At 57.2% G+C, this 26,150-nt stretch carries 26 protein-coding genes; 24 read left to right on the top strand and 2 right to left on the bottom strand.

The genetic code is table 11. The annotated features are described in order from the left end of the window. Positions 1-416 precede the first annotated feature (416 nt). The 21 genes from rpmH to glmS all read left to right on the top strand — a co-directional run bounded on the left by rpmH (position 417) and on the right by glmS (position 20,682). Positions 417-551: a 50S ribosomal protein L34 gene (gene rpmH / locus BWR59_RS05355; RefSeq protein WP_002551315.1), complete on the top strand. Its 135-nt coding sequence runs from the start codon at positions 417-419 to the stop codon at positions 549-551. 16 nt (positions 552-567) lie between these two features. After that, positions 568-969, top strand: coding sequence for a ribonuclease P protein component (rnpA, locus tag BWR59_RS05360; protein ID WP_081564615.1), 402 nt, complete (start codon positions 568-570; stop codon positions 967-969). Further along, positions 962-1,207 (top strand): membrane protein insertion efficiency factor YidD, encoded by a 246-nt coding sequence (gene yidD / locus BWR59_RS05365; protein ID WP_081564616.1) that lies wholly within the window; start codon positions 962-964, stop codon positions 1,205-1,207. Before rnpA ends, yidD begins: the two co-directional genes overlap by 8 nt. Before the next feature lie 2 nt (positions 1,208-1,209). Next, complete coding sequence (yidC, locus tag BWR59_RS05370; protein WP_081564617.1) at positions 1,210-2,889, top strand: membrane protein insertase YidC; 1,680 nt, start codon at positions 1,210-1,212, stop codon at positions 2,887-2,889. Positions 2,890-2,967: 78 nt separating this feature from the next. Beyond that, positions 2,968-4,338 carry a tRNA uridine-5-carboxymethylaminomethyl(34) synthesis GTPase MnmE gene (gene mnmE / locus BWR59_RS05375; protein WP_081564618.1) on the top strand — a complete coding sequence of 457 codons (1,371 nt, stop codon included), beginning with the start codon at positions 2,968-2,970 and terminating at the stop codon, positions 4,336-4,338. A 530-nt stretch (positions 4,339-4,868) separates the two neighbouring features. Further along, complete coding sequence (gene mnmG / locus BWR59_RS05380; RefSeq protein WP_081564619.1) at positions 4,869-6,767, top strand: tRNA uridine-5-carboxymethylaminomethyl(34) synthesis enzyme MnmG; 1,899 nt, start codon at positions 4,869-4,871, stop codon at positions 6,765-6,767. 5 nt (positions 6,768-6,772) lie between these two features. Then, a complete protein-coding gene (rsmG, locus tag BWR59_RS05385) occupies positions 6,773-7,408 on the top strand; it encodes a 16S rRNA (guanine(527)-N(7))-methyltransferase RsmG (protein ID WP_178111214.1) in 636 nt (211 codons plus the stop codon). Positions 7,409-7,426: 18 nt separating this feature from the next. Beyond that, on the top strand, positions 7,427-8,218 hold the full coding sequence (locus tag BWR59_RS05390; protein WP_081564621.1) for a ParA family protein: 792 nt from the start codon (positions 7,427-7,429) through the stop codon (positions 8,216-8,218). A 9-nt stretch (positions 8,219-8,227) separates the two neighbouring features. Beyond that, on the top strand, positions 8,228-9,100 hold the full coding sequence (locus BWR59_RS05395) for a ParB/RepB/Spo0J family partition protein (RefSeq protein ID WP_081564622.1): 873 nt from the start codon (positions 8,228-8,230) through the stop codon (positions 9,098-9,100). Between the two features lie 146 nt (positions 9,101-9,246). Further along, positions 9,247-9,654: a F0F1 ATP synthase subunit I gene (locus BWR59_RS05400; protein ID WP_081564623.1), complete on the top strand. Its 408-nt coding sequence runs from the start codon at positions 9,247-9,249 to the stop codon at positions 9,652-9,654. A 16-nt stretch (positions 9,655-9,670) separates the two neighbouring features. Further along, positions 9,671-10,540, top strand: coding sequence for a F0F1 ATP synthase subunit A (gene atpB / locus BWR59_RS05405; RefSeq protein ID WP_081564624.1), 870 nt, complete (start codon positions 9,671-9,673; stop codon positions 10,538-10,540). 137 nt (positions 10,541-10,677) lie between these two features. Further along, positions 10,678-10,935 carry a F0F1 ATP synthase subunit C gene (gene atpE, locus BWR59_RS05410; RefSeq protein WP_002555987.1) on the top strand — a complete coding sequence of 86 codons (258 nt, stop codon included), beginning with the start codon at positions 10,678-10,680 and terminating at the stop codon, positions 10,933-10,935. A gap of 57 nt (positions 10,936-10,992) precedes the next feature. Continuing rightward, positions 10,993-11,463 carry a F0F1 ATP synthase subunit B gene (locus tag BWR59_RS05415; RefSeq protein WP_062386210.1) on the top strand — a complete coding sequence of 157 codons (471 nt, stop codon included), beginning with the start codon at positions 10,993-10,995 and terminating at the stop codon, positions 11,461-11,463. 12 nt (positions 11,464-11,475) lie between these two features. Further along, positions 11,476-12,012, top strand: a complete 537-nt coding sequence (locus BWR59_RS05420; RefSeq protein ID WP_037016920.1) for a F0F1 ATP synthase subunit delta — start codon at positions 11,476-11,478, stop codon at positions 12,010-12,012. 21 nt (positions 12,013-12,033) lie between these two features. After that, entirely contained in the window at positions 12,034-13,578 is a 1,545-nt protein-coding gene (gene atpA, locus BWR59_RS05425) for a F0F1 ATP synthase subunit alpha (RefSeq protein WP_081564625.1), read from the top strand. A gap of 50 nt (positions 13,579-13,628) precedes the next feature. Continuing rightward, entirely contained in the window at positions 13,629-14,489 is an 861-nt protein-coding gene (gene atpG / locus BWR59_RS05430; RefSeq protein WP_081564626.1) for a F0F1 ATP synthase subunit gamma, read from the top strand. 28 nt (positions 14,490-14,517) lie between these two features. After that, positions 14,518-15,894, top strand: a complete 1,377-nt coding sequence (atpD, locus tag BWR59_RS05435; RefSeq protein ID WP_062386203.1) for a F0F1 ATP synthase subunit beta — start codon at positions 14,518-14,520, stop codon at positions 15,892-15,894. A 44-nt stretch (positions 15,895-15,938) separates the two neighbouring features. Next, a complete protein-coding gene (locus BWR59_RS05440; RefSeq protein ID WP_081564627.1) occupies positions 15,939-16,364 on the top strand; it encodes a F0F1 ATP synthase subunit epsilon in 426 nt (141 codons plus the stop codon). Positions 16,365-16,489: 125 nt separating this feature from the next. Continuing rightward, positions 16,490-17,857: a bifunctional UDP-N-acetylglucosamine diphosphorylase/glucosamine-1-phosphate N-acetyltransferase GlmU gene (gene glmU, locus BWR59_RS05445; RefSeq protein ID WP_081564628.1), complete on the top strand. Its 1,368-nt coding sequence runs from the start codon at positions 16,490-16,492 to the stop codon at positions 17,855-17,857. A 212-nt stretch (positions 17,858-18,069) separates the two neighbouring features. Next, positions 18,070-18,837 (top strand): DeoR family transcriptional regulator, encoded by a 768-nt coding sequence (locus tag BWR59_RS05450; RefSeq protein WP_081564629.1) that lies wholly within the window; start codon positions 18,070-18,072, stop codon positions 18,835-18,837. A gap of 9 nt (positions 18,838-18,846) precedes the next feature. Next, positions 18,847-20,682: a glutamine--fructose-6-phosphate transaminase (isomerizing) gene (gene glmS / locus BWR59_RS05455; protein ID WP_081564630.1), complete on the top strand. Its 1,836-nt coding sequence runs from the start codon at positions 18,847-18,849 to the stop codon at positions 20,680-20,682. A gap of 101 nt (positions 20,683-20,783) precedes the next feature. Here the strand turns inward: glmS and BWR59_RS05460 are convergent, their stop codons facing one another. Continuing rightward, positions 20,784-21,704 carry a LysR substrate-binding domain-containing protein gene (locus BWR59_RS05460; RefSeq protein ID WP_168184454.1) on the bottom strand — a complete coding sequence of 307 codons (921 nt, stop codon included), beginning with the start codon at positions 21,702-21,704 and terminating at the stop codon, positions 20,784-20,786. Between the two features lie 200 nt (positions 21,705-21,904). After that, positions 21,905-22,828, bottom strand: coding sequence for a DMT family transporter (locus BWR59_RS05465; protein ID WP_081564632.1), 924 nt, complete (start codon positions 22,826-22,828; stop codon positions 21,905-21,907). 157 nt (positions 22,829-22,985) lie between these two features. On the opposite strand from BWR59_RS05465, the gene gcvA reads away from it, so the two are divergent. From gcvA to BWR59_RS05480, 3 genes are all read left to right on the top strand, one after another. Further along, positions 22,986-23,894 (top strand): transcriptional regulator GcvA, encoded by a 909-nt coding sequence (gene gcvA / locus BWR59_RS05470; RefSeq protein WP_081564633.1) that lies wholly within the window; start codon positions 22,986-22,988, stop codon positions 23,892-23,894. 301 nt (positions 23,895-24,195) lie between these two features. After that, complete coding sequence (locus BWR59_RS05475; protein ID WP_081564634.1) at positions 24,196-24,639, top strand: cupin domain-containing protein; 444 nt, start codon at positions 24,196-24,198, stop codon at positions 24,637-24,639. Beyond that, positions 24,639-26,147, top strand: a complete 1,509-nt coding sequence (locus BWR59_RS05480) for a methionine--tRNA ligase (RefSeq protein ID WP_081564635.1) — start codon at positions 24,639-24,641, stop codon at positions 26,145-26,147. Before BWR59_RS05475 ends, BWR59_RS05480 begins: the two co-directional genes overlap by 1 nt. Positions 26,148-26,150: the final 3 nt, after the last annotated feature.

Genomic DNA, 26,150 nt, shown 5'->3' on the forward strand with positions numbered 1-26,150 from the left:
GACCCCATTGCATAACTCTGGCCTGAAATCTGTGGATAACGAGCCTGTGGATAAATCATTATTCCACGCACAGGTTTTCCGAGGGTGCAGCACAGCCGGAGCACCGCTTGTGGACAGACTTTTGATCCGTTGTACACATTGATCTAGAAGCCCTAGCGGTAGTTATCCACAGAAGATGCCTCCCTAAGCTTCTATAAGCTTTACAGAAAAGCTTTAAATACTTTCCTTCTTTATTTTTATGTCTAAGGATCGTCGGCTCTTCCATACAGCCCTCTGAGCCGCTGGCACGCCCTCTCAAGAAGTAAATGCACGAAACGTTGGTTGGAAATTGACCTGCGAGCTTGCTTTCTCTAGAATCCCCGCTCTCTTAAAACGGGGTCATTCCGGCCCGTTGTGGACGAACCAGGTAACACACCATGAAACGTACTTTCCAACCGAGCACCATCAAGCGCGCCCGCACCCACGGTTTCCGTGCTCGTATGGCTACCAAAAACGGCCGTGCAGTTCTGTCGCGTCGTCGCGCCAAAGGCCGTAAGCGTCTGGCAGTTTGATTAATCGGCACAGGTGGTGAGTCAGGACTTCAGTCGGGAAAAGCGTTTGCTGACACCCCGGCATTTCAAGGCAGTCTTTGACTCCCCCGCCGGCAAGGTTCCGGGGAAAAATCTCCTGCTCCTTGTGCGCAACAACGACCTGGATCACGCCCGCTTGGGACTGGTGATCGGTAAGAAGAGCGTAAAGCTCTCCGTTCAGCGCAACCGCTTGAAACGCCTGATGCGCGAATCGTTTCGCCTTCACCAGGACAACCTGGCTGGATGGGATATCGTAGTTGTCGCGCGTAAAGGCTTGGGTGATATTGAGGACCCCGAATTGATTCAGCATTTCGGCAAGCTCTGGAAACGTCTGGCGCGCAGCCGGCCAACTCCAGAAGTCAAAACCGAAACTGCGGGGGTAGACAGTCCTGATGCGTAAACTGGCGCTCGTACCGATCCAGTTTTACCGCTATGCCATTAGTCCCCTGATGGCTAATCACTGTCGTTTCTACCCCAGTTGCTCCTGCTACGCGTACGAAGCCATTGAAAATCATGGCCTGGTACGCGGCGGCTGGCTGACCTTGCGTCGCCTAGGTCGCTGTCATCCGTGGAATCCCGGTGGTTTCGACCCGGTTCCACCAGCTCCCACCTCCCGTTCCTCTTCGATGGCCGAGTAATCATGGATATTAAACGCACGATCCTGATCGTCGCCCTGGCAATCGTGACCTATGTCGGTGTCCTGAAATGGAACCAGGACTATGGTCAGGCTGCCCTGCCGACTCAGAATGTTGCCGCCAACACCAATACATCCGCTCTTCCTGATTCTCCACAAGGTACCGCGCCTGCCAATGCAGACGTTCCGAGTGCTACAGGTGAAGTTGCCGCGCCGACCGAAACGCCGGTTGCCGTCAGCAAAGACCTGATTCAGGTAAAAACCGACGTATTGAGTCTGGAAATCGACCCGGTAGGTGGTGATGTGGTGCAGCTTCGGTTGCCACTGTACCCACGTCGTCAGGATCATCCCGAGATTCCGTTTCAGCTGTTCGACAACGGTGGCGAGCGTACTTTTCTCGCACAGAGCGGCCTGACTGGCGTAAACGGCCCGGATGCTCGTGCCGGTGGTCGTCCTGTCTACGTTGCCACACAGAAAAGTTATCAACTGGCAGACGGACAGAACGATCTAGTGGTCGATCTGAAATTCAGTGATGCGGGCGTCAACTACATCAAGCGCTTCAGTTTCAAGCGCGGCCTGTATGACCTGACCGTCTCTTACATCATCGATAACCAGAGCGCTCAAGCCTGGAACGGCAACCTGTTTGCCCAGTTGAAGCGTGACGCCAGCGCGGACCCGTCGTCGACTACTGCTACAGGGACCGCGACTTATCTGGGTGCAGCGATGTGGACACCTTCGGAGCCTTACAAAAAGGTTTCGATGAAGGACATCGACAAAGCCTCGGTAAAAGAGAGCGTTCAAGGCGGTTGGGTGGCCTGGCTGCAGCACTATTTCGTGACTGCCTGGATCCCGAACAAGGCTGACAGCAATACAGTTACCACCCGTAAAGACAGCGCCGGTAATTACATCATCGGTTTCACAGGTCCCGCACTGACCGTTGCACCGGGCGCCAAGGCTGAAACTACGACCACTCTGTACGCAGGGCCGAAAAGCCAGGCGGTACTCAAAGAGTTGTCCCCAGGGCTGGAACTCACTGTCGACTACGGCATTCTCTGGTTCATCGCTCAGCCGATCTTCTGGCTGCTGCAACATATCCACAGCATTGTGGGTAACTGGGGCTGGTCGATTATCTTCCTGACCATGCTGATCAAGGGTCTGTTCTTCCCGTTGTCGGCTGCAAGCTACAAGTCAATGGCGCGCATGCGTGCTGTAGCACCTCGTCTGGCGGCACTGAAAGAGCAACATGGCGATGACCGTCAGAAGCTTTCGCAGTCGATGATGGAGCTGTACAAGAAAGAGAAGATCAACCCGTTGGGTGGATGCTTGCCAATTCTGGTGCAGATGCCGGTATTCCTGTCGCTGTATTGGGTACTACTGGAAAGCGTCGAAATGCGTCAGGCCCCATGGCTGCTGTGGATAACCGACCTTTCGATCAAGGATCCGTTCTTTATCCTGCCGATCATCATGGGCGCTACCATGTTCATCCAGCAGCGTCTGAACCCTACACCGCCGGATCCGATGCAAGCCAAGGTCATGAAGCTGATGCCAATCATCTTCACCTTCTTCTTCCTGTGGTTCCCGGCAGGTCTGGTGCTGTACTGGGTTGTGAACAACACCCTGTCCATCACTCAACAGTGGTACATCACCCGCAGCATCGAGGCGAAGGCCAAGAAAGCCGCTGCGTGATCTACCCTGTGAATAAGTAATTCAAAACGCCCCCTCGTGGGGCGTTTTGCTATCCGTCAGTTATTCAGGAGCCGGACCATGAACGTCCCTCGTGAAACCATCGTCGCCATTGCCACTGCTCAAGGCCGGGGCGGCGTCGGAATCGTGCGCATTTCCGGGCCTCTGGCCAGTGCAGCTGCGCAAGCGATTATCGGCATAAAGCCAAAGCCACGGTACGCCCATTACGGCCCGTTTCAGGATGAACACGGCCAGGTTATCGATGAAGGGATCGCCCTTTATTTCCCTGGTCCCAACTCATTTACTGGTGAGGACGTGCTTGAGTTACAAGGACACGGCGGCCCGATAGTGCTCGACATGTTGCTGCAGCGCTGCGTACAGCTGGGTAGCAGGCTTGCCCGGCCCGGAGAATTCAGTGAACGCGCATTCCTCAACGACAAGCTCGATCTGGCTCAGGCGGAAGCGATCGCAGATTTGATCGAAGCCAGTTCTGCACAGGCGGCGCGCAATGCGTTGCGTTCGCTGCAGGGCGCCTTTTCCCATCGTGTGGATAACCTCACCGAGAAACTGATCAGCCTGCGGATCTATGTTGAAGCTGCGATCGACTTCCCTGAAGAAGAAATCGACTTCCTCGCCGATGGCCATGTGCTGAGCATGCTCGACGATGTACGCGAGCAGTTATCTACAGTCTTGCGGGAAGCCAATCAGGGTGCGTTGTTGCGCGACGGCATGACAGTCGTGATTGCTGGTCGACCAAATGCCGGTAAATCCAGTCTGCTCAATGCTCTGGCGGGTCGTGAGGCGGCGATCGTGACGGAAATCGCTGGCACCACGCGGGATGTACTTCGCGAACATATCCACATCGATGGTATGCCGCTCCACGTGGTGGATACCGCCGGTCTTCGCGACACAGAGGATCAGGTAGAGCGAATCGGCGTGGAGCGAGCGCTCAAGGCCATAGGTGAAGCTGACCGGATCTTGCTCGTAGTCGATGCCACTGCGCCCGAAGCGAACGACCCGTTCGCCCTCTGGCCGGAGTTTCTCGAACAACGCCCGGATCCCTCGCGCGTCACTTTGATTCGAAACAAGGCGGATCTGAGTGGCGATTCCGTGGCGCTGGAAGTCAGTGAAGACGGGCACGTCACCATTAACCTGAGCGCCAGAGCAGGTGGTGAAGGCCTGGAACTGCTGCGTGATCATCTGAAAGCCTGCATGGGTTATCAACAGACCTCGGAAAGCAGTTTCAGCGCGCGACGTCGTCATCTGGACGCTTTGCACAAGGCCCGTGCTTCACTCGAACATGGGCGTTCACAGCTGACGTTGGCGGGGGCTGGCGAACTTCTGGCTGAAGATCTGCGCCAGGCTCAACAGTCGTTGGGCGAAATTACTGGCGCCTTTAGCTCCGATGACCTGCTTGGCAGGATCTTCTCGAGCTTCTGCATCGGTAAATAACCCCCGTCGTTGCCCACAGGCAGGTCAAATTCCTCCCCCGACCTGCCTGTTTCTTCCTTTCCCACCGCCCATCCACAGATCGAGTTGCTCGCCAGCGGGTCGCTGCGCGTGCGCGTCTGATCACCTTGAACACCAAAGCCATGGAAATGAGCCCTGTGCATAACCACCATTCAGCTCAGTTGATAACCGGGCTACCCGCCTGAGGATAATCGCCTCTGTGGATAACAAACACTTTAGTCCACAGGCTTAACCACGTTATCCAAGCCCCTCATATCCACATGACCACAGACTTTTGAACCTCTGTACACACCGTATATAGAGGCCTGTATGAATCTATCCACAGAAAACATGGCCTACATACATAAACATAAAAACAAAGATTTTATAAATTTCTTTCTTTTTAATTTCTATAACCGCCATTCATCCACAGCTGGTTAAATTTTGCGCAAAAGGTTCCTTTCAGGGGGGGGAAGTCCCTATACTTGCCGCCAATTTCCAATTCTCCCCATTTAACAGGCACGAGGTGCGTGGTGGATTTCCCTTCCCGTTTTGAAGTGATCGTCATCGGCGGCGGTCATGCCGGTACCGAGGCAGCACTTGCGTCTGCACGCATGGGTGCGAAAACCCTGCTGCTTACGCACAACGTGGAAACCCTCGGCCAAATGAGTTGCAACCCGGCCATTGGCGGGATTGGTAAAAGTCATCTGGTCAAAGAGATCGATGCGCTCGGCGGGGCCATGGCCACCGCAACTGATCTGGGTGGCATTCAATTCCGTGTGCTGAACAGCCGCAAAGGGCCTGCAGTACGGGCTACCCGCGCCCAGGCTGACCGGATTTTGTATAAAGCGGCGGTCCGCGAAATCATCGAGAACCAGCCCAACCTGTGGATATTTCAACAGGCCTGTGACGATCTGATCGTCGAGCATGACCAGGTACGTGGAGTCGTCACTCAGATGGGTCTGCGTTTCATGGCAGATTCGGTAGTACTGACAACCGGAACCTTCCTCGGCGGACTTATCCACATCGGTTTGCAGAATTACTCAGGTGGTCGCGCCGGTGATCCGCCTTCGATCGCGCTGGCTCGCCGCTTACGTGAACTGCCCCTGCGTGTAGGTCGCCTGAAAACCGGGACACCGCCACGCATTGACGGGCGCTCTGTGGATTTTTCCCTGATGAGTGAGCAGCCGGGTGATACGCCGATCCCGGTCATGTCCTTCATGGGGTCAAAGGAACAGCATCCGCGTCAGGTCAGTTGCTGGATTACCCACACCAACGCCCGCACTCACGAAATCATCGCTGCGAACCTTGATCGCTCGCCGATGTACTCGGCCGCTGGGGAAATCGAAGGTGTCGGCCCGCGTTACTGCCCGTCGATCGAAGACAAGATCCATCGCTTTGCAGACAAGGAAAGCCATCAGGTCTTCATCGAGCCGGAAGGCCTCACTACACATGAGCTGTACCCGAACGGTATCTCGACCTCGCTGCCATTCGATGTGCAGCTGCAGATCGTTCGTTCGATTCGCGGGATGGAAAACGCACACATCGTCCGTCCTGGTTATGCCATCGAGTACGACTACTTCGATCCTAGAGATCTGAAATACAGCCTGGAAACCAAAGTCATCGGCGGTCTGTTCTTTGCCGGGCAGATCAATGGCACCACCGGTTACGAGGAGGCCGGCGCGCAAGGTCTGCTAGCCGGCGCCAACGCGGCCCTTCGTGCACAGGGCAAGGAAAGCTGGTGCCCGCGTCGTGATGAGGCCTACATCGGTGTGCTGGTGGATGACTTGATTACCCTGGGTACTCAAGAGCCCTATCGCATGTTCACATCCCGCGCCGAATACCGCCTGATCTTGCGCGAGGACAACGCCGATCTGCGCCTGACCGAAAAAGGTCGCGAACTGGGGTTGGTCGACGACGCGCGCTGGGCTGCGTTCTGCGCCAAGCGCGAAGGCATCGAGCAAGAAGAGCAGCGCCTGAAATCGACCTGGATCCGTCCGGGCACCGAGCAGGGCGATGCTGTTTCCGCTCATTTTGGTACGCCGCTGACTCACGAATACAATCTGCTCAACCTGTTGAGCCGCCCGGAAATCGACTATGCCGGGCTGGTTTCGCTCACAGGCCAAGGCTCGATTGATCCCCAGGTTGCCGAACAAGTCGAAATCAAGACCAAGTACGCCGGTTACATCGACCGTCAACAGGACGAAATCGCTCGTCTGCGCGCCAGCGAAAACACCAGACTGCCAGATGACATCGACTACACGACCATTTCCGGTCTGTCGAAGGAAATCCAGAGCAAGCTGGGGATAACTCGTCCGGAGACCCTTGGGCAGGCTTCGCGGATTCCTGGCGTCACCCCGGCGGCCATTTCGCTGCTGATGATTCATTTGAAAAAACGCGGCGCGGGCCGTCAGTTGGAGCAAAGCGCTTGAGTTCTATGGTCACCCCGCAGCATGCAGAAGAACTGACACTTGGCGCCCGCGAACTGGGCGTCGATCTGACTGAAGCCCAGCAGGAAAAATTGCTAGGCTATCTGGCGCTCCTGATCAAGTGGAACAAGGCGTACAACCTGACCGCTGTCCGCGATCCTGACGAAATGGTGTCCCGCCACTTGCTCGACAGTCTGAGCGTGGTGCCGTTCATCGGAGGCGAGCGTCAGCTCGATGTCGGCAGTGGCGGGGGCATGCCTGGCATTCCCCTCGCTATCCTATTTCCAGACATGAAAGTCACTTGCCTGGACAGCAACGGCAAGAAGACCCGCTTTCTGACTCAGGTCAAACTGGAGTTGAAGCTCGATAATCTCGAAGTTATCCACAGCCGTGCAGAGGCGTTCAAGCCGCAAGTGCCGTTCACCGGAATCATTTCCCGGGCGTTCAGCAGTCTTGAAGACTTCACCCAGTGGACTCGCCACATGGGCGACAAAGAAACCCGCTGGCTGGCAATGAAGGGTCTGCATCCTGCCGACGAACTGGTAGCATTGCCCGCAGATTTTCATCTGGAAAGCGCGCAAGCCTTGGCCGTACCCGGTTGCCAAGGTCAACGGCATCTGCTGATACTGCGCCGCACGGCATGACAGGGAACACACGCAAGAATGGCTAAGGTATTCGCGATAGCGAACCAAAAAGGTGGTGTGGGCAAGACCACGACCTGTATCAACCTCGCAGCGTCGCTGGTAGCCACCAAGCGTCGGGTGTTGTTGATCGATCTCGATCCACAGGGCAACGCCACCATGGGTAGCGGTGTGGATAAACACGCCTTGGAACATTCGGTTTACGATCTGCTGATCGGCGAGTGCGATCTGAACCAGGCGATGCACTTCTCCGAGCACGGCGGTTATCAGCTGTTGCCGGCCAACCGGGACCTTACCGCTGCCGAGGTGGTTCTGCTGGAAATGCAGATGAAAGAGTCCCGACTGCGCACCGCGCTGGGCCCGATCCGCGAGAATTACGATTACATTCTCATCGACTGCCCGCCGTCGTTGTCGATGCTGACGCTCAACGCACTGGTGGCCGCCGATGGCGTGATCATTCCGATGCAGTGTGAGTACTTCGCTCTGGAAGGTCTCAGCGACCTTGTGGATAACATCAAGCGCATCGCCGAGCTGCTTAATCCACAGCTAAAGATCGAAGGGCTGCTGCGCACGATGTACGACCCTCGGCTGAGCTTGATCAACGATGTTTCCGCGCAGCTCAAAGAGCACTTCGGCGATCAGCTTTACGACACCGTGATCCCGCGCAACATCCGCCTTGCCGAGGCGCCGAGTTTTGGCATGCCCGCGTTGGCCTACGACAAGACCTCCCGCGGCGCTTTGGCCTATCTGGCTTTGGCGGGCGAGATGGTTCGTCGCCAACGTCGGCCTTCACGCGCCGCCCAGCCCACTTAAGGAAACCCCATGGCCGTCAAGAAACGAGGACTTGGACGTGGGCTGGACGCACTTCTGAGCAGTCCCACCGTCAGTGCACTGGAAGAGCAGGCCGTTCACGCCGATCAGCGCGAGCTGCAACACATCCCGCTGGACCTGATTCAGCGAGGCAAATATCAGCCTCGCCGGGACATGGACCCGCAGGCGCTGGAAGAACTGGCGAATTCGATCAAGGCCCAGGGGGTCATGCAGCCGATCGTGGTCCGTCCGATCGCCGACAACCGGTTCGAGATCATCGCCGGTGAGCGCCGCTGGCGCGCGAGCCAGCAGGCTGGCATCGAGACGATCCCGGCAATGGTGCGCGATGTGCCGGACGAAGCCGCCATCGCCATGGCGCTGATCGAGAACATTCAGCGTGAGGACCTCAATCCGATCGAGGAGGCCATTGCGCTGCAACGTCTGCAGCAGGAATTCCAGCTGACGCAGCAGCAGGTCGCGGAAGCTGTGGGTAAGTCTCGGGTGAGCGTGGCCAACTTGCTGCGCCTGATCGCCCTGCCTGAAGTGATCAAGACCATGCTGTCCCATGGCGACCTTGAAATGGGTCACGCCCGTGCATTGCTTGGCTTGCCCGAAGATCAGCAGGTAGACGGGGCGCGACATGTTGTCGCACGCGGCCTCACGGTGCGTCAGACCGAAGCGCTCGTGCGCCAGTGGTTGAGTGGCAAGCAGGAGCCTGCGGCACCGGTCAAAGCCGATCCGGATATCACTCGGCTCGAACAGCGTCTGGCCGAGCGGCTGGGCTCTGCGGTGCAGATTCGCCACGGTCAGAAGGGAAAAGGCCAGTTGGTGATCCGTTACAACTCGTTGGACGAGTTGCAGGGCGTACTCGCTCACATTCGCTGAAACAAATGGTGCGTACCGTGTAGTCGGAAATCACTACCCGGCAGTTGAATAGGGGCTGAACCGCCCCTATACTCTGCGCGCATTTTGTCGGCACAAATTATGCCAAGTTATTGATTTTGGCGGCTGGCATACGAGGAGCCCATGTGATGGAGACACGCACGCCAAACCGCCTGCCATTCCATCGTCTGGCTGTTTTCCCGGTACTGCTGGCTCAGTTGATTGTCCTGCTACTGGCAGCGGTGACGCTTTGGCAGTGGCATGGAGTCGTAGCTGGATACTCAGGGCTGTGCGGAGGCCTGATAGCTTGGCTGCCCAATTTGTATTTTGCCCATAAGGCTTTCCGGTTCTCCGGCGCCAGGGCAGCGCAAGCCATCGTTCGGTCGTTCTACGCCGGCGAGGCAGGCAAACTGATTTTTACGGCAGTGCTTTTTGCACTGACCTTCGCAGGTGTGAAGCCGCTGGCGCCGCTGGCGGTCTTCGGCGTGTTCATACTGACCCAGTTGGTCAGTTGGTTCGCACCCCTGCTAATGAGAACAAGACTTTTGAGACCTTAGGGCGTTTGAGGCAACCATGGCAGAGCAAACAGCTTCGGGCTATATCCAGCACCACCTGCAGAACTTGACCTTCGGTCATTTGCCTGACGGCACTTGGGGCTTCGCGCATTCCGCAGCAGAAGCAAAAGAAATGGGCTTTTGGGCTTTCCACCTCGATACTCTCGGCTGGTCGGTGGCTCTGGGCCTGATTTTCGTCCTGATTTTCCGTATGGCTGCCAAAAAGGCGACCTCCGGTCAGCCAGGCGCCCTGCAGAACTTCGTAGAAGTGTTGATCGAATTCGTCGATGGCAGCGTGAAAGACAGCTTCCATGGCCGTAGTGCGGTTATCGCTCCACTGGCATTGACCATTTTCGTCTGGGTTTTCCTGATGAACGCGGTCGACCTGGTGCCGGTTGACTGGATTCCACAGTTGGCCGTGATGATTTCCGGTGACCACCACATCCCGTTCCGCGCAGTGTCGACTACCGACCCTAACGCAACGATCGGCATGGCGCTTTCAGTCTTCGCACTGATCATTTTTTACAGCATCAAGGTCAAGGGCATCGGCGGTTTCATCGGCGAATTGACCCTGCACCCGTTCGGCAGCAAGAACGTTCTGGTTCAGGCGCTGTTGATTCCTGTGAACTTCCTGCTTGAATTCGTGACTCTGATCGCTAAACCGGTTTCTCTGGCTCTGCGTCTGTTCGGCAACATGTACGCCGGCGAGCTGGTGTTCATCCTGATCGCGGTCATGTTCGGCAGCGGCCTGCTGTGGCTGAGCGGCCTGGGCGTGGTTCTGCAATGGGCGTGGGCTGTATTCCACATCCTGATCATCACCCTGCAAGCGTTCATCTTCATGATGCTGACCATCGTCTACCTGTCGATGGCTCACGAAGATAACCATTAAGACCCGCCTGGCGAGTCTGATGATCCCCTCATTGCGGTGAGGGGACGCCCGCAAGGGCTTGATGTAAGAAACGATTTTGCTTTACCGCTTTAATCTAAAAAAACCTAACCAATACGACGTAAAAGTCGGGAGGAAAGATGGAAACTGTAGTTGGTCTAACTGCTATCGCTGTTGCACTGCTGATCGGCCTGGGCGCTCTGGGTACCGCAATCGGTTTCGGCCTGCTGGGCGGTAAGTTCCTGGAAGGCGCAGCGCGTCAGCCAGAAATGGTTCCAATGCTGCAAGTTAAAATGTTCATCGTGGCTGGTCTGCTCGACGCCGTAACCATGATCGGCGTTGGTATCGCTCTGTTCTTCACTTTTGCGAACCCCTTCGTTGGTCAACTCGCTGGCTAATCGCTCGAATTTTCGAGTTGATTGGTGTGATGGACAACGAACGAGCGAGGTGTTGGCGTGAACATTAATGCAACCCTGATTGGCCAGTCCGTTGCGTTCTTCATTTTTGTGCTGTTCTGCATGAAGTTCGTGTGGCCTCCGGTCATCGCGGCTTTGCACGAACGTCAGAAGAAGATCGCGGATGGACTGGACGCTGCCACACGAGCAGCTCGCGACCTGGAGCTGGCCCAAGATAAAGCGGGTCAGCAACTGCGCGAAGCGAAAGCTCAGGCAGCTGAAATCATTGAGCAAGCCAAGAAACGCGGTACTCAGATTGTCGACGAAGCCCGTGAACAGGCTCGTGTCGATGCTGACCGCATCAAGGCTCAGGCTCAGGCCGAGATCGAGCAGGAACTGAACGGCGTCAAAGACGCGCTGCGCGCCCAACTGGGCAGCCTGGCAGTCAACGGCGCAGAGAAGATCCTGGGTGCCACAATCGATCAAAACGCGCACGCGGAGCTGGTAAACAAACTGGCTGCAGAAATTTAAGCGAGGGCGATCATGGCAGAACTGACCACGTTGGCCCGACCTTACGCTAAGGCAGCCTTCGAGCATGCACAGGCGCACCAGCAACTGGCCAATTGGTCAGCCATGCTCGGCCTGGCTGCTGCGGTGTCGCAAGATGACACCATGCAGCGCATGCTCAAGGCCCCGCGACTGACGAGCGCAGACAAGGCCGCCACTTTTATTGAAGTGTGCGGCGACAAGTTCGATGCCAAGGCACAGAATTTCATCCACGTCGTTGCTGAAAACGACCGTCTCCAGCTTTTGCCGGAGATCTCCGAACTGTTCGAGCTGTACAAGGCCGAGCAGGAAAAATCGGTAGATGTGGATGTCACCAGTGCTTTTGCATTGAACCAAGAACAGCAAGACAAACTCGCCAAGGTTCTCAGTGCACGGCTCGGCCGGGAAGTGCGCCTGCACGCTGCGGAGGATGCTGCCCTGATAGGTGGTGTCATCATCCGCGCCGGCGACCTGGTTATCGATGGCTCAGTTCGCGGCAAACTCGCGCAACTAGCCGAAGCATTGAAATCTTGAGTTTGAAGGGGCAGCAGAGCAATGCAGCAACTCAATCCTTCCGAAATAAGTGAAATCATCAAGGGCCGCATCGACAAGCTCGATGTAGCCTCCCAAGCCCGCAACGAAGGCACTGTCGTCAGCGTGTCTGACGGTATCGTGCGGATTCACGGTCTGGCCGACGCTATGTACGGCGAAATGATCGAGTTCCCGGGCGGCGTCTACGGTATGGCACTCAACCTGGAGCAAGACTCCGTGGGTGCTGTCGTACTGGGCGCATACACCTCTCTTGCCGAAGGCATGAGCGCCAAGTGCACTGGCCGCATCCTAGAGGTTCCGGTTGGTAAGGAACTGCTGGGTCGCGTTGTCGATGCACTGGGTAACCCTGTGGACGGTAAAGGTCCTCTGAACAACACCGAGACCGACGCGGTCGAGAAAGTTGCTCCAGGCGTTATCTGGCGTAAGTCGGTAGACCAGCCTGTACAGACTGGCTACAAGGCTGTCGATGCCATGATCCCTGTCGGCCGTGGCCAGCGTGAGCTGATCATCGGTGACCGTCAGATCGGTAAAACCGCTCTGGCGATCGACGCGATCATCAACCAGAAAGACAGCGGCATCTTCTGCGTATACGTAGCAATTGGTCAGAAGCAATCGACCATCGCCAACGTTGTTCGCAAGCTGGAAGAAAACGGCGCTCTGGCCAACACGATCATCGTGGCTGCCAGTGCTTCGGAATCTCCTGCGCTGCAATTCCTGGCGCCTTACGCCGGTTGCACCATGGGCGAGTTCTTCCGCGACCGCGGTGAAGACGCGCTGATCGTTTATGACGATCTGTCCAAGCAAGCAGTGGCTTACCGCCAGATTTCCCTGCTGCTGCGCCGTCCACCAGGCCGTGAAGCTTACCCAGGCGACGTGTTCTATCTCCACTCCCGTCTGCTGGAGCGCGCATCCCGCGTTTCTGAAGAGTACGTAGAGAAGTTCACGAACGGCGCAGTGACCGGCAAAACCGGTTCCCTGACCGCACTGCCGATCATCGAAACCCAGGCTGGCGACGTTTCCGCGTTCGTTCCGACCAACGTGATTTCCATCACCGACGGTCAGATCTTTCTGGAATCGGCCATGTTCAACTCCGGCATCCGTCCGGCAGTGAACGCCGGTGTTTCGGTATCCCGTGTGGGCGGTGCCGCTCAGACCAAGATCATCAAGAAGCTCTCCGGTGGTATCCGTACCGCTCTGGCTCAGTACCGTGAACTGGCGGCATTCGCCCAGTTCGCTTCTGACCTGGACGAAGCGACCCGTAAGCAACTTGAGCATGGTCAGCGCGTTACCGAGCTGATGAAGCAGAAGCAATACGCGCCAATGTCGATCGCTGACATGTCGCTGTCGCTGTATGCCGCTGAGCGTGGGTTCCTGACTGACGTCGAAATCGCCAAGGTCGGCAGCTTTGAACAAGCGCTGATTGCTTACTTCAACCGCGATCACGCCGATTTGATGGCGAAGATCAACGTGAAGGGTGACTTCAATGACGAAATCGATTCTGGCCTCAAAGCCGGTATCGAGAAGTTCAAGGCCACCCAAACCTGGTAAGCCGCAGCGGGAGTCGCGAGGCTCCCGCTTGCTAACCTGATAGGTGTTACATGGCAGGCGCAAAAGAGATTCGCAGCAAGATTGCGAGCATCAAAAGCACGCAAAAGATCACCAGCGCCATGGAAAAAGTGGCGGTCAGCAAAATGCGCAAGGCTCAAATGCGCATGGCTGCTAGCCGTCCTTACGCGGAGCGCATCCGCCAGGTGATTGGTCATCTTGCCAACGCAAACCCGGAATACCGCCACCCGTTCATGATCGATCGCGACGTAAAGCGCGTCGGTTATATCGTGGTGAGCAGTGACCGTGGTCTGTGCGGTGGCTTGAATACCAACCTGTTCAAGGCTTTGGTCAAGGACATGGCGAAGAACCGTGAAAACGGCGTAGAGATCGATCTGTGCGTGGTCGGCAGCAAAGGTGCGGCGTTTTTCCGCAACTTCGGCGGTAACGTCGTCGCTGCGATCAGCCACTTGGGCGAAGAGCCATCGATCAACGATTTGATCGGCAGCGTCAAGGTGATGCTGGATGCCTACCTGGAGGGCCGTATTGACCGCCTGTCCGTGGTATCCAACAAGTTCGTCAACACCATGACTCAGCAGCCAACGGTCGAGCAGTTGATTCCGTTGGTCGCCACCCAGGATCAAGAACTCAAGCACCACTGGGATTACCTGTACGAACCCGACGCCAAAGAGCTGCTGGACGGCTTGATGGTCCGTTACGTGGAGTCGCAGGTCTACCAAGCAGTGGTCGAGAACAACGCAGCTGAACAAGCGGCGCGGATGATCGCGATGAAGAACGCAACCGACAACGCCGGTGACCTGATCAGCGATTTGCAGCTGATCTACAACAAGGCGCGTCAGGCAGCGATCACCCAAGAGATCTCGGAAATCGTCGGCGGCGCTGCCGCGGTTTAACGGTTCAAATATTCAGAGGATCCAGCTAATGAGTAGCGGACGTATCGTTCAAATCATCGGCGCCGTGATCGACGTGGAATTTCCACGCGACAGCGTACCGAGCATCTACAACGCGCTGAAAGTACAAGGCGCGGAAACCACTCTGGAAGTTCAGCAGCAGCTGGGCGACGGCGTGGTTCGTACCATTGCGATGGGTTCCACCGAAGGCTTGAAGCGCGGTCTGGACGTTATCGACAGCGGCGCAGCCATCTCCGTACCGGTCGGTAAAGCGACTCTGGGCCGGATCATGGACGTCCTCGGTAACCCGATCGACGAAGCTGGCCCGATCGACACCGAAGAGCGCTGGGGCATTCACCGTCCTGCGCCTTCGTTCGCTGATCAGGCAGGCGGCAACGACCTGCTGGAAACCGGCATCAAGGTCATCGACCTGGTTTGCCCGTTTGCCAAAGGCGGTAAAGTCGGTCTGTTCGGTGGTGCCGGTGTCGGCAAGACCGTAAACATGATGGAACTGATCCGTAACATCGCCATCGAGCACAGCGGTTATTCCGTGTTCGCCGGTGTGGGTGAGCGTACTCGTGAGGGTAACGACTTCTACCACGAGATGAAGGATTCCAACGTTCTGGACAAAGTGGCACTGGTATACGGCCAGATGAACGAGCCGCCGGGAAACCGTCTGCGCGTTGCTCTGACCGGCCTGACCATGGCCGAGAAGTTCCGTGACGAAGGTAACGACGTTCTGCTGTTCGTCGACAACATCTATCGTTACACCCTGGCCGGTACTGAAGTATCCGCACTGCTGGGCCGTATGCCTTCTGCAGTAGGTTACCAGCCGACCCTGGCTGAAGAGATGGGCGTTCTGCAAGAACGTATCACTTCGACCAAGGAAGGTTCGATCACCTCCATCCAGGCGGTATACGTACCGGCGGACGACTTGACCGACCCATCGCCAGCGACCACCTTCGCCCACTTGGACGCTACCGTCGTTCTGTCCCGTGACATCGCCTCCCTGGGTATCTACCCGGCGGTCGACCCACTGGACTCGACTTCGCGCCAGCTGGACCCGAACGTTATCGGCCAGGACCACTACGACACCGCTCGCGGCGTCCAGTACGTTCTGCAGCGCTACAAAGAGCTGAAAGACATCATCGCGATCCTGGGTATGGACGAGCTGTCGGAAACCGACAAGCAGTTGGTATCCCGCGCTCGTAAGATTCAGCGCTTCCTGTCGCAGCCGTTCTTCGTGGCTGAAGTCTTCACCGGTGCTTCGGGTAAATACGTTTCCCTGAAAGACACCATTGCTGGCTTCAAAGGCATCCTCGCCGGTGAGTACGACCACCTGCCAGAACAAGCGTTCTACATGGTCGGCGGCATCGAAGAAGCGATCGAGAAAGCCAAGAAACTGTAATCCAGGCGCCCGGCAACGGGCGCTAATCAGGTTGAGGCAAGCAAATGGCTATGACAGTCCATTGCGATATCGTCAGCGCGGAAGGAGAGATTTTCTCCGGTCTGGTCGAGATGGTGATTGCACACGGTAACCTGGGTGATATCGGTATTGCTCCAGGTCACGCGCCGCTGATCACTGATCTGAAGCCGGGCCCGATCCGTCTGATCAAGCAGGGTGGAGAAGCCGAGGTGTTCTACATCTCCGGTGGTTTCCTTGAGGTTCAACCGAACATGGTCAAAGTGCTTGCCGATACCGTGCAACGCGCTGCCGACCTGGACGAAGCCTCTGCTCTGGAAGCTGTAAAAGCTGCCGAGCGCGCCCTGAACGAAAAAGGCGCAGATTTCGATTACGGATCTGCTGCTGCACGTCTGGCGGAGGCCGCGGCTCAGCTGCGCACCGTTCAGCAAATTCGCAAGAAGTTCGGCGGCTAAGGCCAGCGATCTTCATGCGCGATTGAGTAAAAGGGTAGCCTCGGCTACCCTTTTTCTTTTTTCGGCTCTTTTTCCTGAATCACCGGCCCGGCTCAGACTGCGGCCAGCTCGCCTGGAATCTCTTCATGTCTCTCGATATCGTCATTCTCGCTGCGGGTCAGGGCACTCGCATGCGTTCGGCCTTGCCCAAGGTCCTGCACCCAGTGGCCGGCAATTCAATGCTGGGTCATGTCATCCACAGCGCTCGACAGCTGTCACCTCAAGGCATTCATGTGGTAATCGGCCATGGAGCCGATCTGGTGCGCGAACAGCTTGCGGCCGATGACCTGAATTTCGTCTTGCAGGACAAGCAACTGGGAACCGGTCATGCCGTTGCTCAAGCCGTGCCGGCGTTGACCGCCGACACCGTGCTGATCCTGTACGGCGATGTCCCGTTGATAGAAGTCGAGACCCTGCAGCGCCTGCTGACCCTGGTGAATGATCAACAGCTCGGCCTGCTGACCGTCACACTGGACGATCCGGCTGGTTACGGCCGCATCGTGCGGGACGAGCACGACCGCGTCACCGCGATCGTCGAGCACAAGGACGCAAGCGAAGCGCAGAAAGCGATCAGAGAAGGCAACACCGGCATTCTGGCTGTACCGGGCAAGCGTCTTTCAGACTGGCTGGGGCGTCTGTCCAACAACAACGCTCAGGGCGAGTACTACCTGACTGACGTGATCGCCATGGCTGTGAACGATGGCCTGGCTGTCGCCACCGCCCAGCCGCTGGACGCCATGGAAGTGCAGGGGGCCAATGATCGCAAACAACTCGCTGACCTCGAGCGCCATTACCAGCTTCGCGAAGCCCGCCGCTTGATGGCGCTCGGCGTGACGCTGCGTGATCCTTCGCGCTTCGACGTGCGGGGAGAAGTGACTGTCGGGCGCGACGTCATGATTGATATCAACGTGATCCTCGAAGGCCGCGTAGTTATTGAGGATGACGTTTCAATCGGCCCGAACTGCGTGATCAAGGACAGCACCCTGCGCAAAGGCGCGAGCATCAAGGCCAACAGTCATCTGGAAGGCGCTTTCGTCGGTGAAGCAGCGGACGCTGGCCCATTTGCCCGTCTACGCCCAGGCAGCGTGCTGGGCCCACGCGCTCACGTGGGTAACTTCGTCGAGCTGAAAAACGCAGAGATGGGCGAAGGTGCCAAGGCCGGTCACCTGACCTATCTGGGCGACGCCGTGATTGGTGCCCGCACCAACATCGGTGCGGGCACCATCACCTGTAACTACGATGGCGCCAACAAGCACAAGACGGTGCTGGGCGAGGACGTGTTCATCGGCTCGAACAATTCGTTGGTAGCACCTGTGACTATCGCGACAGGCGCAAGTACTGCGGCCGGTTCGACGATCAATCAGGATGTTGCGGCCGAGCAGCTCGCCGTCGCGCGGGCTCGTCAGCGCAATATCGATGGCTGGAAGCGCCCAGTCAAAATCAAAAAGATCTGAAGTTATCCACATGCCAACGGATCGGCCTGAGCTTGCTCAGGCCTGATTCAACGTTGCTGTGCGAAATTGCGGTTATCCACAGCCCTGCATTCCCTGTCCACGAACGCTTTCAGATCGAAAGCCCGTGGCGACATCAATAAATTCTTGACTGAAATCTTTCGATAGGTTTCTATTTGCTTCGTTAACTTTCGAAACGAAACTTAAGAACGAAAATGTCGAAACGTAATACCCCTCAACGCCGCCACAACATCCTTGCGTTGCTCAATGAGCGAGGCGAGGTCAGTGTTGATGAGCTGGCCAAACGTTTCGAAACCTCCGAAGTTACGGTTCGCAAGGATCTGGCTGCGCTGGAAAGCAACGGCTTGTTGCTGCGCCGCTATGGCGGGGCTGTGCCGATGCCGCAGGAATTGATCGGCGATCCTGGCCAGCCGGTGTCCCGCCACAAACAAGCCATCGCACGCGCCGCCGTAAAGCGGATTCGTGAGCATGCCCGCATCATCATCGACAGTGGCAGCACCACAGCAGCGATGATTCCCGAGCTGGGTCAACAGCCAGGGCTGGTGGTCATGACCAACTCCCTGCATGTGGCCAATGCCCTCGGTGAGCTGGAACATGAGCCAGTGCTGCTGATGACGGGCGGCACTTGGGACCCGCACTCAGAATCTTTTCAGGGACAGGTGGCCGAGCAGGTTCTGCGTTCCTATGACTTCGATCAGTTATTCATTGGCGCCGACGGCATCGATCTGCTGCGCGGTACCACGACCTTCAATGAATTGCTGGGCCTGAGCCGTGTCATGGCTGAGGTGGCCCGGGAAGTGATCGTGATGGTCGAGGCCGACAAGGTCGGTCGCAAGATTCCCAACCTGGAGCTGCCATGGAGCAGTGTCCATACCCTTATCACCGATGATCGCCTGCCCCAGGAGGCACGCGACCAAATTCAGGCTCGCGGCGTGACGTTGATCTGCGCCGCTGTTTCCTAGGAGAAGACCATGTGTGGAATCGTCGGCGCCGTCGCTGAACGTAATGTGACTGCCATCCTGCTAGAGGGCCTCAAGCGCCTCGAATACCGTGGCTACGACAGTGCCGGTGTGGCGCTGTTCAGCAACGCCGGCGTGCTCGAGCGCCGTCGTCGCGTAGGCAAGGTCAACGAGCTGGAACAATCCCTGGCCGGCGAACCCCTTGCAGGTCGATTGGGCATCGCCCACACCCGTTGGGCGACTCATGGCGCTCCGGTTGAGCACAACGCTCACCCGCACTTTTCCAGCGGCGAACTGGCAGTTGTCCACAACGGCATCATCGAAAACCACGAGCCACTGCGCGAACGTCTGAAAGGTTTGGGATACCTGTTCACCTCGGACACCGACACCGAAGTCATCGTCCACCTGCTGCATCACAAATTGCAGGACACCCCCGATCTGGCCACCGCCCTCAAGGCTACGGTCAAAGAGCTGCACGGTGCGTACGGTCTGGCGGTCATCAGCGCCAAACAACCAGATCGTCTGGTGGCGGCGCGCAGCGGCAGCCCATTGGTGGTCGGTCTGGGTCTGGGCGAGAACTTCCTGGCGTCGGACCAATTGGCCCTGCGTCAGGTCACTGACCGCTTCATGTATCTGGAAGAAGGCGATATCGCCGAAATCCGTCGTGACAGTGTGCAGATCTGGACCGCTGCCGGGCAGCCGGTCGAGCGTGAAGTGGTGCAGTACCGCGAAGGTGCCGAAGCCGCTGACAAGGGTGAGTTCCGCCACTTCATGCTCAAGGAAATCCACGAGCAGCCAAAGGTCGTACAGCGCACCCTGGAAAATCGCCTGGGCCCGCAGCAGGTGCTGGTACAGGCTTTCGGGCCTCAAGCCGCCGAGCTGTTCGCCAAGGTACGCAGCGTGCAGATCGTAGCCTGTGGCACCAGCTATCACGCCGGCATGGTCGCGCGGTACTGGCTGGAAGGCCTGGCGGGGATTCCGTGTCAGGTCGAAGTCGCCAGCGAATTCCGCTATCGCAAGGTGGTGGTCCAGCCAGACACGCTTTTTGTCTCGATTTCCCAGTCCGGTGAGACTGCCGATACCTTGGCCGCACTGCGTAATGCCAAGGAGCTGGGCTTCCTTGCCAGCCTGGCGATCTGCAACGTCAGCATCAGTTCGCTGGTGCGTGAATCCGACCTGACCTTGCTGACCCAGGCGGGCCCGGAAATCGGTGTGGCATCGACCAAGGCATTTACCACTCAGCTGGTGGCGCTCATGCTCCTGACCCTGTCACTGGGCCAGGTCCAGGGTACGCTGGCCGAAGGTGTCGAAGCCGAGCTGGTTGAAGAACTGCGCCGCCTGCCGACCCGCCTCGGAGAAGCGCTGGCGATGGACAGCACGGTGGAAAAAGTCGCAGAACTGTTCGCCGAGAAGAACCACACCCTGTTCCTCGGTCGTGGTGCTCAATTCCCGGTGGCGATGGAAGGTGCGCTGAAACTCAAGGAAATCTCTTACATCCACGCCGAAGCCTATCCGGCAGGCGAGCTCAAGCACGGCCCGTTGGCGCTGGTCGATGGCGACATGCCTGTTGTCACCGTGGCGCCGAATAACGAGCTACTGGAAAAGCTCAAATCGAACCTGCAGGAAGTCCGTGCCCGTGGCGGCCAACTCGTGGTCTTCGCTGATGAGCAGGCGGGTCTCAACAACGGCGAGGGTACCCATGTCATCTCGATGCCGCACATCATCGATGCGTTGGCGCCGATTCTCTACACCATCCCGTTGCAGCTGCTGTCGTATTACGTGGCCGTGCTGAAAGGCACTGACGTTGACCAGCCGCGTAATCTCGCGAAGTCGGTGACTGTGGAGTAAGTTGTCCACAGCAGTATTCTTACTCTCACAGTCTTGAAGCTATAAACCACAAACCCACCGCTGAGGTGGGTTTGTCGTTTCTGCCTGTAGATAACTTCTAGTCATGCCGCGTGCATCGTCGTCGCATGTGTGCCCTCTGATTTGCCCGCCTGCATCACCGCCCATTTCATGAACTCGACAATCGCCCATTCCTCACGCCGTTCCTTGGCGCAGTATACGAAGTAATCGAATTTGAGCTCGGACGTGGCGTTGGTCACTTGTACCAAACGCTTGGATTGCAGGGCTTCCGAGGCGAACACGCTGTTGACCAAAGCAATACCTTGACCGGCGCAGGCGGCACTTATCAACAGGGATTCGTCGCCATAGCTGGAGCCCTGGATCATCTTGCGGTTGCCCATGCCGAAGGCGTTCATCCACACCTTCCAGTAATTGCGTTCGGTGTCCTGCAGCAGTGGATAAGTCAGACAGTCCTGCGGGCTTTCGATAGTGCGTTGTTTGGCAAGCAGGTTGGGGCTGCATACTGGAATCAGATACGAGGACCAAAGGCGGGTGGCGTGGTTGTCCGGGCTGCTGGCTGCCTCCCGTTGGATCGAGATATCCACATGGCCGTGTTTCAGGTCTGACAGGCCATTGCAGATCTGGATCGAAATTTCGATGTTCGGGCAGCGCTCCTTGAAATCGCCCAGTGCGGGGATCAGCCAGGAACTGGCAATGGTCGAGGTGGTGCTGATGACCAGGCGGGTTTGCCGAGGTTGTTTGAGGGCGGCGCCCGACCAGGCCTTTTCGATGACGTCGAAGGTGTCGGCCAATTCGTCGAACAGGCCTCGGCCGCTGGCGGTCAGCTGTATACCCTTGGCGTCACGCTCGAAGAGGCGCTTGCCAATCTGATCTTCAAGGCCCTTGATCTGCTGACTGATGGCCGCCGGAGAGACACAAAGATGGTCTGCGGCGCGCTTCATACTGCCCACCTTGCACACCTCGACAAAGGTACGAAGCGCAATCAACGGGATCGCTCTGCTCATCGTGCATACTCCGCCGAGGTGTCGCCGTTGATTGACCATGAAGTCATTGAGCCGTTTTGTATTGCCATATCGGTACTTCCAAAAAGCCTGTCTATGTCATATCGCGCGGTGGTTCGAGAAAATCCGGGCGCAAGAGCGCCCCGTCTGGTCAACGCCACCAGACAACCGCGTTTCATGTTTCAGTTGTGGATAACTGAGGTTCAGGTGGTCGCAGGGGTGTCCTGCGTTGCTGCCGCTGGTTTGGGCTTGCTCTTGCTCAGCACGAACCACACCGCCAGGCAAATCAAGCCGCCGCCATAGAGATGGCCCGCTGACAGACTTTCATCGAGGAACATCACACCCCAGAGCACGCCGAATGGCGGAATCAGGAAGGTGACGGTCAGCGAGCGGACCGGGCCGATGTCGGCGATCAGCCGGAAGTACAGAATGTAGGCGCATGCCGTGCAGATGAAACCGACCGCCGCGAGCGAAAGCCACACGGTGGAATCGCCCCAGCTTGCGGGCGGATTGACTGTTGTCGAGATGGCGAAGAAAGGAGCAAGGAACAGCGTGGCGCCGATCTGGCTACCGAATGCCACAAGCTTGGCATCAAGCCCGCCCTGGTCGGCGATCCATTGACGAGTCAGGAAACCGGCTGCGCCGTAGCAACTGGTTGCGACCAGACAGGCCAGCGCACCCATGACGACCGTGCTGGTAAACGTCATCGGCCCAGTGGTGGTCAACAAAGTTATCCCCAGCAGGCCGATGAATACGCCGGCGGCTTTTTTCGGGGTCAGTGAGTCGCTGAAAAACATCGAGCCGATCAACACGCCCATCAAAGGGGTAGTGGCATTGAGAATCGCTGAATATCCAGCGGGCAGCAACATCGCTGCCATGCTGTACATCAAGAACGGAATACCGGAATTGATGACGCCCAATATCATCGTCGCTTTGAGTTTGCCTTGAAAATCGTGTTGGGTTCTGAGGATCGCCAGAATCACCAATAAGCCGATGGCTCCCAGTAGTACTCGGAAGAATGCCGTGGGTAATGCCCCTAATACCGGCGCAGCCACCCGCATGAAGAGGAAACTTGCCCCCCAAATCGCGGCGAGAAGAAGTAGTCGAACAAAATCAGAGGGTCTCATGACACTTCCTTCCTGAATCCAGAGCACCCAACAAAACAACTCGAAACTTGTTGATTGACGCTCGCCGAGTCGGGGTGTGATGATTTGAGCAGTGTCGGAAGCCGTGCTCAAGCGAGCTTTTCTTAAGCACATTAGATTTTCTTAACTGAGGACCGGCATGAAATTCCCGCCCCTGTACGCCTTGCTGTGTTTCGAAGCGACGGGGCGTCATGCCAGCATGAAAAGCGCGGCGGGCGAGCTTTTCGTGACGCCGGCGGCGATCAGCCAGCAGATCGCCAAGCTGGAAAAGGCCGTGGGTGTCACGCTGTTCATCCGCAACACCAAGCGTCTGGAACTGACCCCTGAAGGCAAGATTTACCTGCGGGCCATCCGCCCGGCACTCGGGCAGATATCGGATGCCACTCAACGACTGATGAGTGATAACGGCCCCAACACCATTACCGTCAGCTGTACCAGTGGCTTCGCCATGCAATGGCTGCTGCCACGGCTTCCCGATTTTCAGGCAATTTGTCCGGGTATCGAAGTCCTGATCAGCACCACTAACCGCCTGGTCGATCTGCTGGGCGACGGGGTGGATTTCGCGGTGCGCCATGGCCTTGGGCGCTATCCCGGCCTTGAGGTCGAGATGCTGATCAACGACCGTCTGCAGCCGGTTTGCAGCCCGAGCCTTTTGCCTGACTCTCGCTACCTGTCATCGCCCATTGACCTCAAGAGTTACAACCTGCTCCACGATGAACATCGTGAGGACTGGGCTTTGTGGCTCAGAGCAGTGGGTATCGAGGATGCCGAAGCGGCTGTGCATCGAGGATCGGTATTCGTGGATTCCAACGGTGTGATCGAGGCTGCGTTGGCCGGCATGGGCATTGCGCTGGTTCGCCGTTCGCTGATTCGCGAAGAGCTGGCTTCTGGACGTCTGGTCGTGCCGTTTCGGGCGACGATCGATACGCCGATTGCGTATTACCTTGTCTACGACGAGACCGCCATTCTGCCCAAATCCAGTCGGCAGTTCCGGGACTGGCTGGTGTCCCAGGCCATTGCCAGCCAGCGCGAGTTCACCACGCGTTGATTGCCGCTGAGCATAAACGGCAACATCTGTATGTTTTTATTTGCTGTTTATCGTGACAGTTAAGTCCTACTTCAGTGTCCACCCACGTGCCACGCATGCCTGGAATTGCTTATAACGTGTTGATAAATTAAATGATTAAGCAAAGTTGAGTTAAGTCAAACTTAACCGTTGATTGCGTATTTCTTGTTTGCTCCCTTCTTCGATTTTCTTCAGCTTATCCCTCAACTCGACGGCGTTAATCAGTAATGGCTGGCGCCGCTAAAACAATGAGCAGGGATGCTCAGGGCTGAGGGAGAACTTCATGACTGACTTTCAAATTTTTCGCCCCATGGCGTGGGACAAACTGGTTCATGAATATGATCTGGACGGTTCCCGGCTTTTACCCTGGGCTGGATATCCAACGCCTATCGGCGGCGGTTGGTGTGTGGTTCGCCCGCACACCAAGTCGTTGTCGCACACCCAGATCGATCAGGAATTCTTCATCGGTATCAGAGGCACCGCCAAACTGGTGGTGGGTGAGCAAACGTACCCTTTCACCATGGGTGATATCGCGGCCATTCCGAAACATACCGACCATTACGTGCTGAACGATTCCGACGAAGACTTTCACTTTTATGTGGTCTGGTGGGATCGCGATTCAGCCAACCGTTTCCTCGATGAAGACGCCCAGCAAGCCGTTGAACTGAATGAGTTCGCCCTGCAAAAGGCGACGATCCATGACGTGTCCGATCAGAGGGCTTCGTGATGGGCAAGTTACTGGTCACCATTACTCCGCCAACCCCGAATGGCGATCTGCACATCGGCCATATGGCCGGGCCGTTTCTGGCTGCCGATATCTACACTCGAGCGCAGCGCCAGCGCGGTCACGACGCCACGCTGGTTTCTTATTCCGACGACTATCAGTCGTACATGCTGCGTCGCGGCATCGAGCTGGATCGCGCACCTCAGGAACTGGCGCTGGAGAACACCGACAAGATTAACGACACCTTGAAGAAGATGGGGATTGAGGTCGATTTCTGGATGCGGCCCTATCGCAACAACTACTTCAAGAAAGCCGTGGAAGAGATGTACGAGTTCGCTGTAAAGGCGGGCGCCATTTACAAGAAAGTCAGCCAGGAACCTTACTGCGAGCACTGCGACAAATGGGGCTATGAGGCCTTTGGTCGCGGCGATTGCGATCACTGCGGTTCGGACTCCGACGCCAGCCAGTGCGAAGAATGCGCACATACCCCCAACGCGTCGAAGATGAGCAACTTCCGCTGCAAGCTGTGCTCAGCGCAGATGATCTGGCGCCCGGTCGAGCGTGAGTTTTTGGCGCTGTCCAACTTCCGCAGTCATTTGAAGGCCAGTTTCGAGCACACCCCGTTGCGGCCTTTCATTCGCCGCTTCCTCAACGAGGAATTCGAGCTGGGCCCAGTGGACTGGGGCATTACCCGACCCCATGACGGCGGTCTGGACCTCAAGCCCGATGGCAGCCGCCGTATTCATACTTGGGTAATGGGGCTTTCCGGTTACCTTGGCGCGTTTCGCGAGTACCTCAACGAGCACAAACACGCGCCTTGGGAGTACGACGAATACTGCCGTTCCGGCAAAGGCCGGCTGGTGCATTTCCTCGGTTACGACTGCGCCTTTAGCCACATGATGGTCTATCCGGCGCTGCTGCAGACCATGCACGGCTACCGCATGCGTCAGACCTTCTACACCAATCAGTTCCTGACCCTGAACGGCAAGAACCTCTCGACCAGCCGCAACTATGCGATCTGGGCGCGGGATCTGGTGGCCGATGCCTGCACCGACAGCGCGCGGTTCTATCTGGCGTTGATTGCGCCCGAGCAGGATACCGACGATTTCGACGTCGAGAAATTCGCGGCCTGGCGTAAGGAGACCTTCAGCGAAGTGCTGGTCAAGCTGGCCGCCCAGGCCGAGCGCGAGCGCGTCGATGGCGACAGCCTGAAGCTGACGTCGGCCGATGCTGCGGCGATCAAGATTCTGGTGGCGCGCTGGTTCGAAGTGACCTCGGTGGATCACTTCACCATGAAGGGGCTGGCGGTATTGCTGTCTGACGTGATCAACGCCGCTCGGGATCGCCAATTACTCGGCAAGCGCATCCTGCCGTATGTGGCGCTGATTGGAGCCATGGGCGCTCCGGTGTTTCCTGACCTCGCCAGGCAGATCCTGCGCTATTGCCGCTTCACCGAAAACGAAGTGTTCCATCAGCTGGTGTACGTCAGCGCCGTCGAGTACGAGATCTGACCC

Origin of the sequence: Pseudomonas sp. Bc-h (assembly GCF_002080045.1) — a bacterium.
Taxonomy (GTDB): Bacteria; Pseudomonadota; Gammaproteobacteria; order Pseudomonadales; family Pseudomonadaceae; genus Aquipseudomonas.

Bases quoted from the DNA above. Each gene is read 5' to 3' on its own strand.
- rpmH (WP_002551315.1), top strand. From the start codon at position 417: ATGAAACGTACTTTCCAACCGAGCACCATCAAGCGCGCCCGCACCCAC.
- yidD (WP_081564616.1), top strand. From the start codon at position 962: ATGCGTAAACTGGCGCTCGTACCGATCCAGTTTTACCGCTATGCCATT.
- yidC (WP_081564617.1), top strand. From the start codon at position 1,210: ATGGATATTAAACGCACGATCCTGATCGTCGCCCTGGCAATCGTGACC.
- mnmE (WP_081564618.1), top strand. From the start codon at position 2,968: ATGAACGTCCCTCGTGAAACCATCGTCGCCATTGCCACTGCTCAAGGC.
- rsmG (WP_178111214.1), top strand. From the start codon at position 6,773: ATGGTCACCCCGCAGCATGCAGAAGAACTGACACTTGGCGCCCGCGAA.
- BWR59_RS05390 (WP_081564621.1), top strand. From the start codon at position 7,427: ATGGCTAAGGTATTCGCGATAGCGAACCAAAAAGGTGGTGTGGGCAAG.
- BWR59_RS05395 (WP_081564622.1), top strand. From the start codon at position 8,228: ATGGCCGTCAAGAAACGAGGACTTGGACGTGGGCTGGACGCACTTCTG.
- BWR59_RS05400 (WP_081564623.1), top strand. From the start codon at position 9,247: ATGGAGACACGCACGCCAAACCGCCTGCCATTCCATCGTCTGGCTGTT.
- atpB (WP_081564624.1), top strand. From the start codon at position 9,671: ATGGCAGAGCAAACAGCTTCGGGCTATATCCAGCACCACCTGCAGAAC.
- atpE (WP_002555987.1), top strand. From the start codon at position 10,678: ATGGAAACTGTAGTTGGTCTAACTGCTATCGCTGTTGCACTGCTGATC.
- BWR59_RS05420 (WP_037016920.1), top strand. From the start codon at position 11,476: ATGGCAGAACTGACCACGTTGGCCCGACCTTACGCTAAGGCAGCCTTC.
- atpA (WP_081564625.1), top strand. From the start codon at position 12,034: ATGCAGCAACTCAATCCTTCCGAAATAAGTGAAATCATCAAGGGCCGC.
- atpG (WP_081564626.1), top strand. From the start codon at position 13,629: ATGGCAGGCGCAAAAGAGATTCGCAGCAAGATTGCGAGCATCAAAAGC.
- atpD (WP_062386203.1), top strand. From the start codon at position 14,518: ATGAGTAGCGGACGTATCGTTCAAATCATCGGCGCCGTGATCGACGTG.
- BWR59_RS05440 (WP_081564627.1), top strand. From the start codon at position 15,939: ATGGCTATGACAGTCCATTGCGATATCGTCAGCGCGGAAGGAGAGATT.
- glmU (WP_081564628.1), top strand. From the start codon at position 16,490: ATGTCTCTCGATATCGTCATTCTCGCTGCGGGTCAGGGCACTCGCATG.
- BWR59_RS05450 (WP_081564629.1), top strand. From the start codon at position 18,070: ATGTCGAAACGTAATACCCCTCAACGCCGCCACAACATCCTTGCGTTG.
- glmS (WP_081564630.1), top strand. From the start codon at position 18,847: ATGTGTGGAATCGTCGGCGCCGTCGCTGAACGTAATGTGACTGCCATC.
- BWR59_RS05460 (WP_168184454.1), bottom strand. From the start codon at position 21,704: ATGAGCAGAGCGATCCCGTTGATTGCGCTTCGTACCTTTGTCGAGGTG.
- BWR59_RS05465 (WP_081564632.1), bottom strand. From the start codon at position 22,828: ATGAGACCCTCTGATTTTGTTCGACTACTTCTTCTCGCCGCGATTTGG.
- gcvA (WP_081564633.1), top strand. From the start codon at position 22,986: ATGAAATTCCCGCCCCTGTACGCCTTGCTGTGTTTCGAAGCGACGGGG.
- BWR59_RS05475 (WP_081564634.1), top strand. From the start codon at position 24,196: ATGACTGACTTTCAAATTTTTCGCCCCATGGCGTGGGACAAACTGGTT.
- BWR59_RS05480 (WP_081564635.1), top strand. From the start codon at position 24,639: ATGGGCAAGTTACTGGTCACCATTACTCCGCCAACCCCGAATGGCGAT.